The sequence below is a fragment of the Rhizobium sp. CCGE531 genome, from assembly GCF_003627795.1.
Classification (GTDB): Bacteria; Pseudomonadota; Alphaproteobacteria; order Rhizobiales; family Rhizobiaceae; genus Rhizobium.
In genome coordinates this window covers 669713-684972 of the sequence record NZ_CP032684.1, presented here as the reverse complement: position 1 = coordinate 684972, position 15260 = coordinate 669713, and the positions used below count along the sequence as shown (strand labels likewise).

Here is a 15260-nt window from a genome sequence, read left to right as displayed (position 1 = left end):
AAGTCCTATTTCAGGCAGAGGCAAAAGTGCTTGCGAGTCGCGGGCCTCGGCCCTATCTCAACACCACCGACTGCCATCATGGAGACGTCAGCATGTCCGATCAGGTGAACAGATTCCTTGGCGACTCGCCCGGCCGCACGCTGGTGAAGCTCATCATCGTGTCGCTCGTCGTCGGCTTCGTGATGAAATTCTTCGGCTGGCGGCCGCTCGATTTCCTCTATGGCTTCCGCCGCTTCATCGTCGACCTCTGGCACAGCGGCTTCGCTGCTCTCGGCGAATTCGGCGACTATATGCTGCTTGGCGCATCCATTGTCATTCCACTCTTCATCATCCTCCGCCTGTTCAATTATCGCCGCTGACATGACCTCCCAGACACTGACCTGCACGCGCCGCGATGCGCTGCGTCTCGCCGCCCTTGCGCTCACCGCATCCGTCGCAAGCTGCGCCACGCCGCCTGCCCGGGTTTCCAATATCCCGGCCAGCGACCAGACCGCCTCCGCCCTGCCGCTCGTCAATGCGCTTCGCGCCAAGAACGGCCTGCCGCCATTGAAGATCGATACCGCCGCCGGTACCGCCGCCGTCTATCAGGCGCGACGCATGGCGGATTCCGGCAAGATGGAGCATCTGATCGGCATCGGCGACGATTTCGGCAAGCGTGTCAAGGCGAGCGGCGTCAAGCTGCCGGCAGCCGAGAACATTGCCGAAGGCCAGCGCGACGCGAACGCGGCCGTGACGGCCTGGATCAATTCGCCGAAGCATTTGCACAATATGCTCGGCAAATATGACGGCCTTGGCGTCGCTCTCGCCTATGCCCCCTCTTCCGGCGGCAGGCCTTATTGGTCCATGGTGCTTTCCTCGAACTGAGGAGGCGTAAGGTAAAATGGATATCCAGCAAGGGAGCCGGAGGGTTATGCCCTTCGACGTGACGCATCGTCTCGTGCTATCGATCGCGCTTCCGATGACGCTGGGCTTCATGACGACACCCCTGCTCGGTCTTGTCGACACGGCCGTCGTCGGCCATCTCGGTGAGCCAAACGCCCTGGCAGGGCTTGCGATAGGCGCTGTACTCTTCGACCTCATTTTCGCGAGCTTCAACTTCCTGCGCGCCTCGACGACGGGGCTGACCGCCCAGGCTTATGGGCGCCACGACCGGCACGAGCAGCAGGCAGTCTTCTGGCGCGCCCTGATCTCGGCGTTCGGCTGCGGCTTCCTGATCGTCCTTCTGTCGCCGCTGCTGCTCTGGATCGGCATCAAGCTGATGGGGCCGCAAGGCGGCATTGCCGACGCGACACGCACCTATTTCTCCATACGCATGCTTTCGGGGCCGGCGGCGCTTGCCAATTACGCACTGCTCGGCTTCGTGCTTGGCCGCGGCCAGGGCCGCATCGGGCTCTTGCTGCAGACCGTCATCAACGGCGTCAATATCGTGCTCGCCATCCTGCTCGGCCTCCGGCTCGGCTGGGGTGTCGCCGGCGTTGCCTGGGGCACGCTGATCGGCGAAGCGAGCGGCATGCTGCTGGGGCTTGCGATCGTGCTGCGCAGCTTTGCCGGCGAGGAACGGCCGGCGCGCGCGGAACTGTTCTCGCGCGCCAAGCTCACGCAGCTTTTCGCGCTCAACCGCGATATCCTCATCCGGACCTTCGTGCTGATCGGCGCCTTCACGCTGATGACGCGCATCGGCAACAGCTTCGGCGCCGTCATGCTCGCCGCCAATGCGGTGCTGATGAACTTCTTCCTGCTGACGAGCTACTATCTCGACGGGCTGGCGAATGCCGCCGAGCAGATCACCGGCCGTTCGATCGGCGCCAACTATCGCCCAGCCTTCGAGCGCGGGCTGAAGCTGACGGCCATCTGGTCCTTCGGGCTGGCGTTGGCCGCAGCCGTCCTCTTCTTTACCGTCGGGCCGGCGATAATCCGTCTGCTGACGACCTCCGAAGAGGTGCGCACCGCCGCCGAAACCTATCTGCCGTGGGCGGCGATTACGGGCTTGACCGGCGCGCTTGCCTTCCTGATGGATGGGGTCTTCATCGGCGCCACATGGTCGCGCGAGATGCGCAACAAGATGCTGCTATCCTTCGGTGGATACCTCGCGGCGCTCGCCGTCTTCGTGCCGACGCTCGGCAATCACGGCCTCTGGATGGCCATGAACGCCTTCCTGCTGTTTCGCGGCATCTTCCTGGCGATCGGCCTGAAGAAACGAGCCGATCAGACGTTTCGGTTCGCCCAGTAATCCAACCTGGCATCGCGCAGGTCGCGGATCGAGCCGGCACGCTCGCGATCGAGCAGCTTCGAGAGATCCGCAACGATCCGGCCCGGCAGTCCCGGTCCTTCGTAGACCATGCAGGAATAGAGCTGCACCAGATCGGCGCCTGCCTTGATCTTATCCAACGCCGTTTCCGCCGACGAGACGCCGCCAACGCCGATGAGCGGCAGCGCAGCGCCGACGCGGCGGCGCATCTTCGCGAGCACCGTGGTCGATTTTTCGAAGACCGGCTTGCCGGAAAGACCACCGGCCTCCCTGGCCTGCCGCTGATCCTTCAAGCCATCGCGCGACAGCGTGGTATTGGAGATGATCAAACCGTCGAGCGCATGAGACAAGGTTTCGGCGGCGATATCATCCATGCCCTCCTCGGTCAGATCGGGGGCGATCTTCAGGAAGACGGGGATGAGCTTACCGGCCTTCGCCGCTTCCTCGTCGCGGGCGGCGAGCACGGCCGACAAAAGGGCCGACAGGCTTTCACGCGCCTGCAGATCACGAAGGCCCGGCGTATTCGGCGAGGAGATATTGGCGGTGAAATAGCGCGCCACCGAATAGAAGCGGCGGATACCGGCGACGTAATCGGCGATGCGGTCGACGCTATCCTTGTTGGCGCCGATATTGACGCCGATGATGCCATTGCCGCGGATGGCTTTGAGCCGCTGGAAAGCCGCCTCATGGCCCTCATTGTTGAAGCCGAGACGGTTGATGACGCCTTCGTCCTCGACCAGGCGGAAGATGCGCGGGCGCGGATTGCCCGACTGCGCCTTCGGCGTCACCGTGCCGATCTCCGTGAAACCGAAGCCGAGCTTCAGCAATGCCTCCGGCACTTCGGCATTCTTGTCATAGCCGGCCGCCATGCCGATGGGATTGGCAAAATCGAGCCCGGCTACGGTCTGGCGCAGGCGAGGATCGGTGCTGATGCGGCAGGCCGGTACGAGGCCGGATTTCAGCGCAGCTATCGACATGCCGTGCGCGGTTTCCGGATCGAACAGGAACAGGCCGCGCCGGCCGAGATCGCGAAAGGCGCCGATCATTCCGCCATCTCCGGAAAGACGTGGGCGCCGTCGTCGCCGAGCGGCAGCGGCTTTTCCCAGAGCACGGCCGAAAGCGGCAGCGGCGCATAGAGATGCGGGAAGAGATCGCCGCCGCGCGAGGGTTCGAACACCAGCTTGTCGCCGAGCGCCTCGCCGTCGATCGCTACCAGCAGCAGGCCGGTCTGCCCTGCGAAATGGCGTGCGGCCGTCTCCCTTGCCTGCTTCGCGGTGGAGAAATGAATGAAGCCGTCGGTCAGATCGATCGCCGCGCCATGAAAAACGCCGGTTTGTCTGGCTTGCTGCCAGAGCGCATCCGGCACGATCTTGTAAACCATTGGCATGGCGGTCATCATCCCTATGTAAAGCTGTGCTGATAGGGCTTTGCACGAAAACATCAGCCCATGTCCACGGTTTCCGTGATGGATTTGAGGTTTAACGCAGAAAATCCGGAGGATGACATGACGAAGGAACTGAAAATCGGCCTTGCAGCCATGCTTGTGCCCGCTGCTTTTCTTCTCTCCACACCGGCTCTTTCAGCCGAACCGGATGCGACACGCTTCCAGCTGGAGCGCAGCGGCGATCATTTCATCCGCCTCGACAAGCAGACGGGCGCCATGTCCATTTGCCAGGACCAGGGCGGCAACCTTGTCTGCCGCATGGCCGCCGACGAGCGCGCCGCCTATGATGACGAGCTCGACCGCCTCGCCGATCGCGTGACGAAACTGGAAAAGACCGTCGCCTCGAACAAGGGCTCAAACCTACCCAGTGATGCCGAGGTCGACCGCACGCTCGGCATCATGCAGAAATTCATGCGCGGCTTCATGGGCATGGCGAAGGAATTCCAGAATGAGCAGCCGGACACCAAGCCGCTGCCGCAGAAGACGTGATGCCGGCGAAAAGCCGCATGATGAAAGCACGGGGATAAAGGACCTTATTCCTATGCCGGTCTTTACTCGCCAAAATGCCTCGGTTAACCTTTTTTTGAAGAATTAAGCGCCGGGCGAGCCGGCGCGCGGATGCTGAGCGGCGATGCTGTCACACGAGCAGATATGGGGTGCGATCGACCGGCTTGCCGAGCGGCATGCCTTGACCCCTTCCGGCCTCGCGCGCCGCGCCGGGCTTGACGCCACTTCCTTCAACAAGTCGAAGCGATTGAGCCAGGACGGGCGCCTGCGCTGGCCGTCGACGGAATCGATCGCCAAGATCCTGGGTGCGACGGGAGCCAGCCTGGAGCAGTTCCTGAGCTTCATCCGACCGGCCGAGCCGCCGGGCATCTTGGCAATGAACGGGATTCCGCCGGCTGGAAATGCCATTCCCCTAATCGGCTTTGCCCAGGCGGGCGCCGGCGGCTTCTTCGACGATGGTGGCTTCCCCGCCGGCCAGGGCTGGGACATGGTGGAGTTTCCCGTCGCGGCCGGGCAAAGGGCTGGTGCCTATGCGCTCGAGGTTCAGGGCGAAAGCATGTTGCCGCTCTATCGCGACGGGGATATTCTGATCGTCGAGCCAGGCGCTCAGATCAGGAAAAATGACCGTGTCGTTGTGAAGACCCGCGAGGGTGAAGTGATGGCCAAGGTCCTGCTGCGGCAGAGCGCGAAGTCGATAGAACTCTTGTCGCTGAACCCCGAACACCCCAATCGCAGCTTCGATCTTGCGGATGTGGAATGGATCGCCCGGATCATATGGGCCAGCCAATAGGAAAGTTTTCTCGTTATGCGTCGTAATCTTTGGCTTGCAGGCGCGGTAGGCGCAGTCGTCGGTTCCTGGTTGACCCTCGTCGCGGTCCAAATCGGGGAGCATGGCTTTGCCCTACCCGGCCGAGGCGGCGGCGCCACGACGGCTGAAAGCAAGCCCGTCGCAACCGCGCCGACGGACGCAGCCAGGGCCGACGCAAAAGCCGTCGAAATGGCCAAGCAGGACGATACGGCGTCGAGCAAATCGCAACCAAAGAGCCTGTCGACGGTGCAGGTGGCCAGTTCCACGCAAGAAGCCACAAACGAAAAGACCACCCAGCCAGCCACAGCCTCCGACAGCAGCCCGGAATTACCGGCTATTGCGGCGGCGGCATCGCCTGCATCGGCCACGGATGATACCGCGAAAATGCCGGCCAGTGACGTTGCGAAGGATGTGGATATCGCCGCCGCCCAGAAACCAGTGCCCGCGAACGCCACCCCGGACAAGGCCGCCGCCGATCCCATCCCGGACAACCGAATCCCGGCCGACCAGATCGATAGGGAAATGTCGGCAGCCGCACATCGGACCCTTCCCCCACAGCTGCAGCAGCAAGCCCAGCCCAAGCCCGAGTCGCAACAGACTTCACTCGATCCGGCATCCAAGCCGCAGGGGCAGACGACGACGATCGAGCTTGTCCGCCCCTTTGCCGACCAGGTGGGCATACTGACCCTTGGCGGCAGGAGCGTGCAACTGAGCGGGATCATTCCGACCGATGTCGGCCGGATGTGCACCGGTCCGAGCGGCGACAGCTGGCCATGCGGCCAGGCCGCGCGCACGGCATTCCGCATGTATCTGCGCGGCCGCTCCATCGATTGCGATGTGCCGGACCCCGCCTGGAAGGGCATGGTCAAGGGCGAGTGCCGCTATGTCCGCGTCGATCTCAGCGCCTGGCTCGTCCGCTTCGGCTGGGCCGATCCGGAACCCGGCTCTCCGCTTGCGTCCCTTGTCGATGAGGCCAGGCAGAAGAAGCGCGGCATATATGGAGACGATCCACGCAAGAACGGGAAATCGACGCTTGCACCGCCGCCGGCCAAGGAAGATCCGCTCAATCCGATCTGACGCCTTGCTTCCGCCATTACAGCGCCGCGCGTCATATAGGACGCGCGAAGGTCGCTGTAGCACTTTAAATCTGCTGCATAATTTTATCCCTAAATCGATTCCGATTTAAGGAATTATGCAGTAACTTTTGCCATGAGACGCCCGACTTTTCAGTCTGCCAAATTCAAAGGACTTCGCCTGTCATGAACAAGCCGCTTTCTGCTCACGAGGCCCTGATCTACGTCATGGTACTGGCCTCGGCCGTCGACCGCACGATGAACGACCGGGAGCTCAGCCGCATTGGCGAGCTCATTCACGCCCTGCCGGTCTTCAAGGGGTTCGACGACGAAAAGCTGATTTCCGTCTCCCGCGATTGCGCCAAGCTTCTTTCAAGCGATGAAGGATTGGACATCGTGCTGGAAACCGTGCGCGACACGCTGCCGGCGCGGCTTTACGACACGGCCTATGCGCTTGCCGTCGAAGTCGCTTCGGCCGATCTGTCGGTCAAGGCCGAGGAGCTGCGCCTGCTCAGCCTGCTTCGCGATCGCTTCGGCCTGGACAAGCTCACCTGCGCCGCCATCGAGCGCAGCGCCATTGCCCGCTATCGCAAGGCCTAGACATTTTCTTGTTTTACGCATTCCGGACGGAAAACCGCCGCGCACTTTTCCTGGAATTGCTCTGATCAGTAAAGCCCATAGGGGAAGTAACGCAGATAGATTTCCTGCAGCCTGCCGTCGCGCGAAAGCGTGGCAAGGGCATGGTTGATCGCGGCCGTCAGATCGGCATCACGCTGGCGCAGCATGATGGTCATGCCTTCGCCGAGGAACTGCTGCGACAGATAAGGACCATCGAACAGGGCGCAGCATTTTTCCGCGGCCGGTGACGAGACCCAGAAGGAAAGCTGCAAGCCGTCGGCAAAGGCGTTATCGACCTTGCCGTCCTTGACCGCTGCCAGCAGCGCATCCTTGTCGTCGAACGGCACCGGCTTGATCGCGGGGAAGAAGGCGGCCAGCATGGCCTCATGCACCGTCCCCCTGACGACGCCGACCGAATGGCCCGAAAGCGACGCGGCCGTGGTGCCGCTGATCGACGCCTTCAGATTGCGCACAAAGCGGGCCGGCAGCATCAGGAAGGGGCGCGAGAAGGCGAAGCTTTTGCGCAGCTCCGGCGTCACTGCCACGCCTGATATCACGGCATCGCCCTGCGAAGTCGCCAGTGCACCCTGCAGCTCACCAAAGGGCAAGGCCTGGATCTGGCACTTGTCCGCTATGTCGAGCTCGTCGCAGATCTTGCGGGCAAGCTCGACATGGAAGCCCGTGAGCTTGCCGTTCTGATCGAGAAAGTTGAAGGGCGGAAAATCGATCGAGGTCAGGAATCGCAGCCTGACCAGCGAGGACAGATCGGGTTTCGGCAGGCGTTCGCGCGCATCGAACAGGATCGGCAGGTTCGGCGGCTTCGCCTCCTGGGCGGCGAGCGGCAGGGCGCAGGACATGGCGACCAGCGCCGCATGCGCCATAGACCAGGCCATGGAAATCGGCGACGAAAGGCAAACACGCATGGTCTTGATCCGGCCTCCCGTCGTGGATGCACATTCCTGATTCACCGATACGGTGTAGCAGAGTCATGCCGCAGGGGGAATATCGAGGGGAATATCGCGCTCGACAACGGCAGCCGCAGCGCCCGCGACTACTTTTTCGCGCCGGCGAATTGTTCGACCTTTCCCGATCTGCTGTCGTCGGCTTCTCCCCGCCGCTTCAGCAGTCTTGCCGGAGCTCCGACATAGATGCCGTAGGGCTCGGTCTTTCCCTTGACGACGGCATTGGCGCCGATGACGCATCCCTTGGCGACATGGGCGCCGCCGAGGATCTTGGCTCCCGCACCGATCCAGACATCGTCTTCGATGACGATCGGTTTCTTCGTCACGCCCTGAAGGCGGATCGGCTGCGAAACATCATCGAAATTGTGATCGAAAGAGACGATCATCGCATGTGCGGCGATGCGCACGTCGTTGCCGATGGAGATGCCGCCACGGCCTAGCAAAATGCTGTAATCATTGAAGGAAACGTGATTGCCGATTTCGATGCTGCCCTCTTGCGCATCGATGACGACACCTTTGCGGAAATGCACCCGCTCGCCAATACGAACATCGCCGCGCTTCCAGATGATCCTGGTGCCGAGCGGAACTTTCGTACTGCGGGCGATCTTGAGGACGCCGCTCCGAAAGATCGCCCTCAACCTCAAAAACCATGCAATGCCGCGCATTTAGACGCTCCTACGAGGGGCGCCCTTCTGTCATATCCGTCTGACACCCACCTGAAGGGCTAGGACATGGCGATGCAGAGGCGGGACCGCAAGTGCCGGCCCCCTCTGCAGAGTTCATGCACGCGCGGCAAGGCCGGTGATCAAGGCAATCAGCCCGAAGCCAGCCGCGGCCGCGCAGACGGCAATCCAGCCGCCGAAATCCCACGCCGTGCCGGCAAGCGCCGAACCCAGCGCGCCGCCGAGGAAGAAGATGCCGACGAAGAGGCCATTGATGCGCCCTCGTGCCTCCGGCTTCAAAAGATTGACGGCGCGGCGTCCCAGCGTCTGGTCGCCGGTCACGCCGACATCGAGCATCACGGCGCCAGCACCCAGAAGGATCAGCAGGGCCACGGAGTCGCCGGACCTCATCTCGCCGACCCAGGCGGCCAGGGCCATGGCGGCAAGCACGATCAGATGCGCGACAAGCGTCGCCGTCCGCGTCCAGCCGCGGTCGCCCATGCGGCCAAAGGCGGAGGTGGCGGCGGCACCGCCGGCGCCGACCAGGGCAAACAGCGCGACGCCGGACTGGCTAAGGGAGAATGGCGGCTGCGCCAGGCGCAGGGCAACGGAAGTCCAGAAGAGGCTGAAGCTCGCCATCATCAGGGCGGCGGTGAAGGCGCGCAGCCGCAGCACGGGTTCCTCCCGCAGCAACTGGAAGAGCGAGCCAATCAGGGCTCCATAGCTGGCGCTGACCAAAGGCCGCCGTTCGGGCAGGCGCAGGGCCAGCACGGCCGCCAGAAGCGCAAGGGTTGCGGCGCTCATGGCATAGAAGCTCCTCCAGCCCCAGAAATCGGCAAAGAGGCTCGCCAACGGGCGCGACACAAGGATACCGACCATCACGCCGCTCATGACATTGCCGATCACCTGCCCACGATGCTCGGGCGGCGCCATGCCTGCCGCGACCGGCACGAGGATCTGGATCGCCGAACAGGCTGCACCCAGCAGAAAGAGGAAGATCAGGAGGCTCCAACCCGTCGGCGCAAGGGCGGCGGCAACGGCCATGACCAAGCCTGACAAAAGCATGCGCAGCACCAGCTGGCGGTTTTCCATCAGATCGGCCAACGGCACCAGGAAAAACAGGCCGGCGGCATAGCCGAGCAGCGACGCCATGGCCACCAGACCGGCGCCGCTTTCCGAAAAGCCGAGGGATGGGCCGATGATGCCGACCAGCGTCTGCGGCGCGAAGAGATTGAGGATAATGACACCGGTGGCGACGGCAAACAGTAAAGTCGAGGGAGCGGCGACCGCCTCTGGCGCATCGTCTTCGGCTTCACTCGCAATGCGTTCGGGGACCTGGGACATGGCCTCTCCAATGATTTCTGATAATATCGATAGCCATGTTTATCGCCTTGCTGCATAATGCGGCAATTGAAATGAAATAATAATGATTATGCGAGTTCATCATAAACATTCATGATCTTGAAGCTTTCGTCGCCGTGGTGGAAACGGGCTCGATCGTTGCTGCCTCGGCACGCATCAACCTGACGCAGCCAGGCATTACCCGGCGCATCCAGAACCTGGAAGACAGTCTCGGCATTGCGCTGCTCGACCGGCAATCCAAACCGCTCAAGCCGACTGCGGCGGGACGCGAGGCCTATGAGCATGGACGCCGCGTCCTGCGTTCGCTCGACGACCTCAAGGCCGGCGTTTCGCCCGGTGGCGCGATCAGCGGCGAATTCCGCCTCGGCATCATGCCCTATCTCTCGGAGGCGGCACTCTCGGCCCCTCTCGACCAGCTCCGCAACGAGTTTCCGCAACTGACGCTGCGCATCGTCTCGGGCTGGTCGCCGCAGCTCATCGAGCAGGTGGCGCATAGCCAGCTGGATGCCGCCACCGTCTGCCTGGCGGAGGGCGTCGAGCCGCCTGATAATGTCGTCGGCGATGTGCTTGGGGTCCACAGCGTCATCCTCGTTGCCGCGCCGTCGCTTGGCGTTCCCAAGACGCCGCGGCTTGAAGACCTCTCCCGCTTTCCCTGGATCATGAACCAGAGCGGCTGCGGCTTCCGCGCCTTCATTCACCATCGCTTCGAAGCGGAGCGCCTGCCCTTCGAGGTCGCTGTCGAGGCGATGAGCGCCGATCTGCGCATATCGCTGGTCGCACGCGGCGTCGGCATCGGTGTCCTCACGCCTGCCGCATTGGCGCACAGCCGCTGGCGCAATGCGATCGAGATCGTCGAAGTGCCGGATTTCAGCCCGAAAGTCGTCAACTGGCTGGTACATCGCCCACCGGCGGGGCGGCTTGCCCGCCCGATTGCGACCTTCGGCGAAGCGCTGGCGGGAACGCTGAAAGAAAGAGGCCGTTTTTGACGTGAAAATTTTGGAGCGGGTGAAGGGAATCGAACCCTCGTATTCAGCTTGGGAAGCTGCTGCTCTACCATTGAGCTACACCCGCCTGTACCCTTGAGATGTCCAACACTTGACGGCCTCTGTCAAGGCCGGTCAGTGACGGATCAGAGCCGGAAGTGCTTCGAGAGCTTCAGGCCCTGTGCCTGATAGTTCGAGCCGAGGCCGGAGCCGTAGAGGCTGCTTGGCTGTTCCAGCATGTGTTCATAGATCAAACGCCCGACGATCTGGCCGTCCTCGAGGATGAAGGGCACTTCGTGGCTGCGCACCTCCAGCACGGCGCGGCTGCCGCGGCCGCCGGCCGGCGCATGGCCGAAGCCGGGGTCGAAGAAGCCGGCATAGTGGACGCGGAATTCGCCGACTAGGGGATCGAACGGCGTCATCTCGGCGGCATAATGCGGCGGCACATGCACCGCCTCGCGCGAGACCAGGATGTAGAATTCATCCGGATCGAGGATCAGCTCGGTGCGGCCGCGGCTGTAGAGCGGCTCCCAGAAGTCGAAAATATCGTGCTGAGCCTTCTTGTCGACATCGACGACGGCGGTGTGGTGCTTGCCGCGATAGCCGATCAGCCCTTCCTTGTCGCCGGCAAGATCGATCGACAGCGCAATGCCGCCGCCGGTGATGTTCGGCTTCTTGCTGGCGACCAGCGTCTCGGTTTCGTGCAGCGCCAGAAGCTCCGGCTCGGTGAGCAAGGCCTTGCCGACACGGAAGCGGATCTGCGACAGGCGCGAACCGCGGCGAACGACGATCGGGAAGGTGCGCGGGCTGATTTCGAGGTAAAGCGGGCCGGAATAGCCGGCCGGGATCTTGTCGAACTCCTGTGCGCGGTCGGTGATGACGCGGGTGAAGATGTCGAGACGGCCCGTCGAGCTCTTCGGATTGGCGGAGGCCGACATGTCCTCGGGCAGGTCCAGGCGCTCCATCAGCGGCACGATATAGACGCAGCCGGTTTCCAGCACCGCGCCTTCGGAAAGGTCGATAACATGCAGCTTCAGCCGGTCGAGCTTGTCGGCAACGAGATGCGAGGGACCGGGCATGAAGCTGGCGCGGACGCGGAAAGCATGGGCGCTAAGCCTGAGGTCAAGGCTTGCCGGCTGGATCTGATCGACGTCCAGTTCCCTCTCGCTCGTCAGCCGCCCGGTTTCAAAGAGCGCGGCGATGGCGCGATCGGCCAGAATTCCAGTATTGCGAGCCATCATGCCTCTTTCCCAGCCGCATAAGCCGGCAAGTCGAGAATAGATCTGCCAGGCCGAGCGCCGTTCGAAATGTTACTGCGGCTTTTGCGCATCCAGACGGATGCGCGGCCAGTAATTTGCCGCAGACAAAACCAAACTCGGGGAATTGACGCAAGCGGTCAACGGCAGTATTGCAACTTATCCCGTGGTGATTTGGCCGGTCGGCTTGCAGCCACGTTAAACAAGTGGCTAAAAAGACCGGGTTGAAACCGGTCTGCTTTCGCGGCCGGTTTTTTTGTTTTGAAAGTGGTGATGGCATGAGCAAGACTTGGCGCCCCGCAACCCAGCTCGTTCACGGCGGAACACTCCGCTCGCAATTCGGCGAGACCTCCGAAGCAATCTATCTGACCCAGGGCTTCGTCTACGACACCTCGGAAGCCGCGGAAGCCCGCTTCAAGGGTGAGACGGACGGCTTCATCTACGCCCGCTACGGCAGCCCCACCAACGACATGTTCGAGAAGCGCATGTGCGCGCTGGAAGGCGCTGAAGATGCCCGCGCCACGGCTTCGGGCATGGCCGCCGTCACCGCCGCCATTCTCTGCCAGCTGAAGGCCGGCGACCATATCGTTGCCGCCCGCGCCCTCTTCGGCTCCTGCCGTTGGGTGGTCGAAACACTGGCGCCGAAATACGGCATCGAATGCACGCTGGTCGACGGCCGCTTCGTCGAGAACTGGGAAAAGGCTGTTCGACCGAACACCAAGCTCTTCTTCCTCGAAAGCCCGACCAATCCGACGCTGGAAGTGGTCGATATCGCTGCCGTCGCCACGCTCGCCAACCAGATCGGCGCCAAGGTCGTGGTCGACAACGTCTTCGCGACCCCGCTCTTCCAGAAACCGCTGGAACTCGGCGCCCATATCGTCGTCTATTCCGCCACCAAGCATATCGACGGCCAGGGCCGCTCGCTCGGCGGCGTCATCCTCTCCGACAAGCAGTGGATCGACGAGAACCTGCAGGACTATTTCCGCCATACCGGCCCGGCCATGTCTCCCTTCACCGCCTGGACGCTGCTGAAGGGCATCGAGACGCTGCCGCTGCGTGTTGCCCAGCAGACGGCAAATGCTGCAAAGATTGCCGATTTCCTCGCTGAGCAAACCAGCAAGGTCGCCCGCGTGATCTATCCCGGCCGCAAGGACCATCCGCAGGCCGATATCATCGCCAAGCAGATGAGCGGCGGCTCGACGCTGGTGGCTTTCGAGCTCAAGGGCGGCAAGGAAGCGGCCTTCAAGCTGCAGAACGCATTGGACATCGTGAAGATCTCCAACAATCTCGGCGACAGCAAGAGCCTGATCACCCATCCGGCCACCACGACGCACAAGAACCTTACCGACGAGGCCCGCGCCGAGCTCGGCATTTCGCCGGGCACCGTGCGCTTCTCCGCCGGTATCGAGGACAGCCAGGATCTGGTCGAGGATTTCGCTCGTGCCCTCGAGCAGGTTTCCGCCTGATATCAATCGAGCCGCCCAGATTTTCTCTGGGCGGCTCGACCTGCCCTCATCGGGCAATGACAGCTCGTCAGCTGGCGGCCTTGAACTCAACCAGACCGTCGTTCAGGAAGAACATCTTGTCGAACAGCTTGAGATCCAGCGGATTAGGCAAGCGGACGTCCGAAAGATCGGGCAAGGGTTTCTGCGCCGGATCATAAGCGCGATCGATCTGTGAGACAAAGACGACGATCACGCCTCTGGCGCGCGCAAACGCCTTCAGCGCCTGAACCTGGATCATCAGTTCCGGCTTTTCCCGCTTCTGATCGAGCAGTTGCAGAAAATCGACCACAGCCAGCGTGCCGCGCGGCGCCCCGGCCAGCCTCTCGACGATATAGTCGGCGCTGATGGCATCCGAATTGTCGAAATCGAATAGATCAGCGAATTCCGCATGATCGGCACCGATGACAGGAAAACGGTCCAGAACGACCTTTTCCGTGTCTTCCAGCGTGAAGAAGACACCGCGATTGCCAGCTTTCATGGCTTCGACGGCGAGCCTTAGACTCATCAGGGTCTTGCCGTGACCGCGCCGAACACCGATCAGCACCAGATCACCCGGGCTTGAACGCGAATACAACTCGCCGACGGGTACGGCTGTGTTGGTTTTGCTTGCAAGCAAGCTCCAGCCTCCAAAACCTTCACCGGCCGCGATGCGATCCAATGCAGCATGCAGGGGGATATTCTGTTGGCGCGACAAAAGCCGTGCCTTACGCTTCAAATGATAAACAGGGACTGAAAGCCTCATATAAACCTCCTATTGCGAGCAGTGACCGCAACCCCTCCTTATGCCAGGCGCTCAAACAGTCGGTTCGGTTATCGACGGCCCCGCATGAAATATACTTTCCCGAATGGAGGGGGGAGGCACGGGCGATGCCAGAATCAGATGATAGCCGAAATCCTTTCCGAGGAAAATTACGGTCATGCCCTTGCAAGGGAACATAAGACGAATTCAGGAATTATATGAGCTGGAGATTTTGGTCAGCGGGCTGCAGATACGATGGGAAACCTGCAAGTGCACCTTTGATAGCGGCAAGCGTTTCCGCTCGCCAAAGACGGGAAGAGCGGCTTTGTGGTAGACAAGACCAAATGATAGGCCATTTTAGATACTTCTTTCTACGCCTCGTTAACCTTCGTTATTAGCTGTAATAGCTAAGTGCCGGGATGCTCTACCCGTTCACGCAAGTTTTCATCACGCCGTTCCTTGACGGAACGAGCTGGTTATAGGATACCGCTAGACGTCCTGCACTTTGCGGGTGTGGTGGAAAGCGGATAATATGCCGCGAGCATTGGAAATGCTGAAGCGGCAATGAGGCTTGAAGAAGCACTCGACACTTCAGGGCAGTGGCAAGGTATCAGGCATGTATCGCGCCCTAACACGCGACATCGAGGTGGTCGTAGAACCTTTTTATCTGGAGGAGCAATCCGATCCGGACGACGACCGCTATGTCTGGGGATACCGCATCGTCATCTCCAATCATTCCAAAACGGCCGTCAAGCTGGTAACGCGCTACTGGCACATCACCGACATGAACGGCATCGTGGATGAGGTGACAGGCCCCGGCGTGGTCGGCGAGCAGCCGCACCTGAAACCCGGGGATACCTATGAATATTCTTCCGGCTGTCCGCTGGACACGCCGTCAGGCATGATGTTCGGCCATTACCAGATGGAGACGGACGACGGGGAGCTGTTCCATGTCAAGATCCCCGCCTTTTCGCTGGATACGCCGAACCTGCTGCGCACGCTGAATTAGAGCATTTCCGCTTTTCTTCGAATCGCGAAAACGCCCTATCTTCTTGTTTTGCTAAGCATTCCGGACGGAAAACCGCTGCGCGCT

General features: G+C 61.7%; 17 protein-coding genes, 1 tRNA gene and 1 riboswitch. Of the genes, 10 read left to right on the top strand and 8 right to left on the bottom strand.

The genetic code is table 11. The features are described from left to right. Positions 1 to 92 precede the first annotated feature (92 nt). Genes CCGE531_RS03430 through CCGE531_RS03420 form a run of 3 tightly spaced genes read left to right on the top strand, consistent with a single transcriptional unit; the run spans position 93 to position 2230 of the window. Entirely contained in the window at positions 93 to 359 is a 267-nt protein-coding gene (locus CCGE531_RS03430; protein ID WP_120662926.1) for a DUF6460 domain-containing protein, read from the top strand. A 1-nt stretch (position 360) separates the two neighbouring features. Further along, a complete protein-coding gene (locus CCGE531_RS03425; protein WP_120662925.1) occupies positions 361 to 864 on the top strand; it encodes a CAP domain-containing protein in 504 nt (167 codons plus the stop codon). Between the two features lie 46 nt (positions 865 to 910). Next, positions 911 to 2230, top strand: a complete 1320-nt coding sequence (locus tag CCGE531_RS03420; protein ID WP_245458964.1) for an MATE family efflux transporter — start codon at positions 911 to 913, stop codon at positions 2228 to 2230. Here CCGE531_RS03420 and CCGE531_RS03415 read toward each other — a convergent pair. Further along, positions 2206 to 3294 (bottom strand): quinone-dependent dihydroorotate dehydrogenase, encoded by a 1089-nt coding sequence (locus tag CCGE531_RS03415; RefSeq protein ID WP_120662923.1) that lies wholly within the window; start codon positions 3292 to 3294, stop codon positions 2206 to 2208. The two genes, CCGE531_RS03420 and CCGE531_RS03415, sit on opposite strands and share 25 nt — an antisense overlap. Further along, positions 3291 to 3647, bottom strand: a complete 357-nt coding sequence (locus tag CCGE531_RS03410) for a DUF952 domain-containing protein (protein WP_120662922.1) — start codon at positions 3645 to 3647, stop codon at positions 3291 to 3293. The genes CCGE531_RS03415 and CCGE531_RS03410 overlap by 4 nt, the downstream gene beginning before the upstream one ends. A gap of 138 nt (positions 3648 to 3785) precedes the next feature. Here CCGE531_RS03410 and CCGE531_RS34725 point away from each other — a divergent pair, with 138 nt between their 5' ends. The 4 genes from CCGE531_RS34725 to CCGE531_RS03390 all read left to right on the top strand — a co-directional run bounded on the left by CCGE531_RS34725 (position 3786) and on the right by CCGE531_RS03390 (position 6680). Continuing rightward, positions 3786 to 4181: a hypothetical protein gene (locus CCGE531_RS34725; RefSeq protein WP_245459061.1), complete on the top strand. Its 396-nt coding sequence runs from the start codon at positions 3786 to 3788 to the stop codon at positions 4179 to 4181. 142 nt (positions 4182 to 4323) lie between these two features. Continuing rightward, positions 4324 to 4989 (top strand): helix-turn-helix transcriptional regulator, encoded by a 666-nt coding sequence (locus CCGE531_RS03400; RefSeq protein WP_120662920.1) that lies wholly within the window; start codon positions 4324 to 4326, stop codon positions 4987 to 4989. Positions 4990 to 5004: 15 nt separating this feature from the next. Beyond that, entirely contained in the window at positions 5005 to 6084 is a 1080-nt protein-coding gene (locus tag CCGE531_RS03395) for a thermonuclease family protein (RefSeq protein WP_120662919.1), read from the top strand. Positions 6085 to 6266: 182 nt separating this feature from the next. Then, on the top strand, positions 6267 to 6680 hold the full coding sequence (locus CCGE531_RS03390; protein ID WP_120662918.1) for a tellurite resistance TerB family protein: 414 nt from the start codon (positions 6267 to 6269) through the stop codon (positions 6678 to 6680). A 65-nt stretch (positions 6681 to 6745) separates the two neighbouring features. Here the strand turns inward: CCGE531_RS03390 and CCGE531_RS03385 are convergent, their stop codons facing one another. From CCGE531_RS03385 to CCGE531_RS03375, 3 genes are all read right to left on the bottom strand, one after another. After that, a complete protein-coding gene (locus tag CCGE531_RS03385; RefSeq protein WP_245459059.1) occupies positions 6746 to 7591 on the bottom strand; it encodes a transporter substrate-binding domain-containing protein in 846 nt (281 codons plus the stop codon). A 158-nt stretch (positions 7592 to 7749) separates the two neighbouring features. Beyond that, positions 7750 to 8325 (bottom strand): acyltransferase, encoded by a 576-nt coding sequence (locus CCGE531_RS03380; protein ID WP_120662916.1) that lies wholly within the window; start codon positions 8323 to 8325, stop codon positions 7750 to 7752. A 114-nt stretch (positions 8326 to 8439) separates the two neighbouring features. Next, positions 8440 to 9666 (bottom strand): MFS transporter, encoded by a 1227-nt coding sequence (locus tag CCGE531_RS03375; protein WP_120662915.1) that lies wholly within the window; start codon positions 9664 to 9666, stop codon positions 8440 to 8442. 101 nt (positions 9667 to 9767) lie between these two features. Here CCGE531_RS03375 and CCGE531_RS03370 point away from each other — a divergent pair, with 101 nt between their 5' ends. Further along, positions 9768 to 10670, top strand: a complete 903-nt coding sequence (locus tag CCGE531_RS03370; protein ID WP_120662914.1) for a LysR family transcriptional regulator — start codon at positions 9768 to 9770, stop codon at positions 10668 to 10670. A gap of 11 nt (positions 10671 to 10681) precedes the next feature. Here the strand turns inward: CCGE531_RS03370 and CCGE531_RS03365 are convergent. Together CCGE531_RS03365 and CCGE531_RS03360 are read right to left on the bottom strand one after the other, a co-directional pair. Further along, a tRNA-Gly gene (locus CCGE531_RS03365) sits at positions 10682 to 10755 on the bottom strand. A 58-nt stretch (positions 10756 to 10813) separates the two neighbouring features. After that, positions 10814 to 11908 carry a 2'-deoxycytidine 5'-triphosphate deaminase gene (locus CCGE531_RS03360; protein WP_162943841.1) on the bottom strand — a complete coding sequence of 365 codons (1095 nt, stop codon included), beginning with the start codon at positions 11906 to 11908 and terminating at the stop codon, positions 10814 to 10816. A gap of 171 nt (positions 11909 to 12079) precedes the next feature. After that, a riboswitch (SAM riboswitch) is annotated at positions 12080 to 12158 on the top strand. Between the two features lie 43 nt (positions 12159 to 12201). Here CCGE531_RS03360 and CCGE531_RS03355 point away from each other — a divergent pair. Next, positions 12202 to 13389: an O-succinylhomoserine sulfhydrylase gene (locus CCGE531_RS03355; RefSeq protein WP_120662913.1), complete on the top strand. Its 1188-nt coding sequence runs from the start codon at positions 12202 to 12204 to the stop codon at positions 13387 to 13389. 67 nt (positions 13390 to 13456) lie between these two features. Here the strand turns inward: CCGE531_RS03355 and CCGE531_RS03350 are convergent, their stop codons facing one another. Beyond that, positions 13457 to 14170, bottom strand: a complete 714-nt coding sequence (locus CCGE531_RS03350; protein ID WP_120662912.1) for a DNA helicase — start codon at positions 14168 to 14170, stop codon at positions 13457 to 13459. 613 nt (positions 14171 to 14783) lie between these two features. On the opposite strand from CCGE531_RS03350, the gene apaG reads away from it, so the two are divergent. Further along, complete coding sequence (gene apaG / locus CCGE531_RS03345; protein ID WP_120662911.1) at positions 14784 to 15176, top strand: Co2+/Mg2+ efflux protein ApaG; 393 nt, start codon at positions 14784 to 14786, stop codon at positions 15174 to 15176. Positions 15177 to 15260 lie beyond the last annotated feature (84 nt).

Coding starts and splice junctions, on each gene's coding strand:
- CCGE531_RS34725 (WP_245459061.1), top strand. CDS start 3,786: ATGCTTGTGCCCGCTGCTTTTCTTCTCTCCACACCGGCTCTTTCAGCC.
- CCGE531_RS03425 (WP_120662925.1), top strand. CDS start 361: ATGACCTCCCAGACACTGACCTGCACGCGCCGCGATGCGCTGCGTCTC.
- CCGE531_RS03390 (WP_120662918.1), top strand. CDS start 6,267: ATGAACAAGCCGCTTTCTGCTCACGAGGCCCTGATCTACGTCATGGTA.
- CCGE531_RS03430 (WP_120662926.1), top strand. CDS start 93: ATGTCCGATCAGGTGAACAGATTCCTTGGCGACTCGCCCGGCCGCACG.
- CCGE531_RS03395 (WP_120662919.1), top strand. CDS start 5,005: ATGCGTCGTAATCTTTGGCTTGCAGGCGCGGTAGGCGCAGTCGTCGGT.
- CCGE531_RS03410 (WP_120662922.1), bottom strand. CDS start 3,647: ATGATGACCGCCATGCCAATGGTTTACAAGATCGTGCCGGATGCGCTC.
- CCGE531_RS03375 (WP_120662915.1), bottom strand. CDS start 9,666: ATGTCCCAGGTCCCCGAACGCATTGCGAGTGAAGCCGAAGACGATGCG.
- CCGE531_RS03360 (WP_162943841.1), bottom strand. CDS start 11,908: ATGATGGCTCGCAATACTGGAATTCTGGCCGATCGCGCCATCGCCGCG.
- CCGE531_RS03400 (WP_120662920.1), top strand. CDS start 4,324: ATGCTGTCACACGAGCAGATATGGGGTGCGATCGACCGGCTTGCCGAG.
- apaG (WP_120662911.1), top strand. CDS start 14,784: ATGTATCGCGCCCTAACACGCGACATCGAGGTGGTCGTAGAACCTTTT.
- CCGE531_RS03420 (WP_245458964.1), top strand. CDS start 911: ATGCCCTTCGACGTGACGCATCGTCTCGTGCTATCGATCGCGCTTCCG.
- CCGE531_RS03350 (WP_120662912.1), bottom strand. CDS start 14,170: ATGAGGCTTTCAGTCCCTGTTTATCATTTGAAGCGTAAGGCACGGCTT.
- CCGE531_RS03415 (WP_120662923.1), bottom strand. CDS start 3,294: ATGATCGGCGCCTTTCGCGATCTCGGCCGGCGCGGCCTGTTCCTGTTC.
- CCGE531_RS03355 (WP_120662913.1), top strand. CDS start 12,202: ATGAGCAAGACTTGGCGCCCCGCAACCCAGCTCGTTCACGGCGGAACA.
- CCGE531_RS03380 (WP_120662916.1), bottom strand. CDS start 8,325: ATGCGCGGCATTGCATGGTTTTTGAGGTTGAGGGCGATCTTTCGGAGC.
- CCGE531_RS03385 (WP_245459059.1), bottom strand. CDS start 7,591: ATGGCCTGGTCTATGGCGCATGCGGCGCTGGTCGCCATGTCCTGCGCC.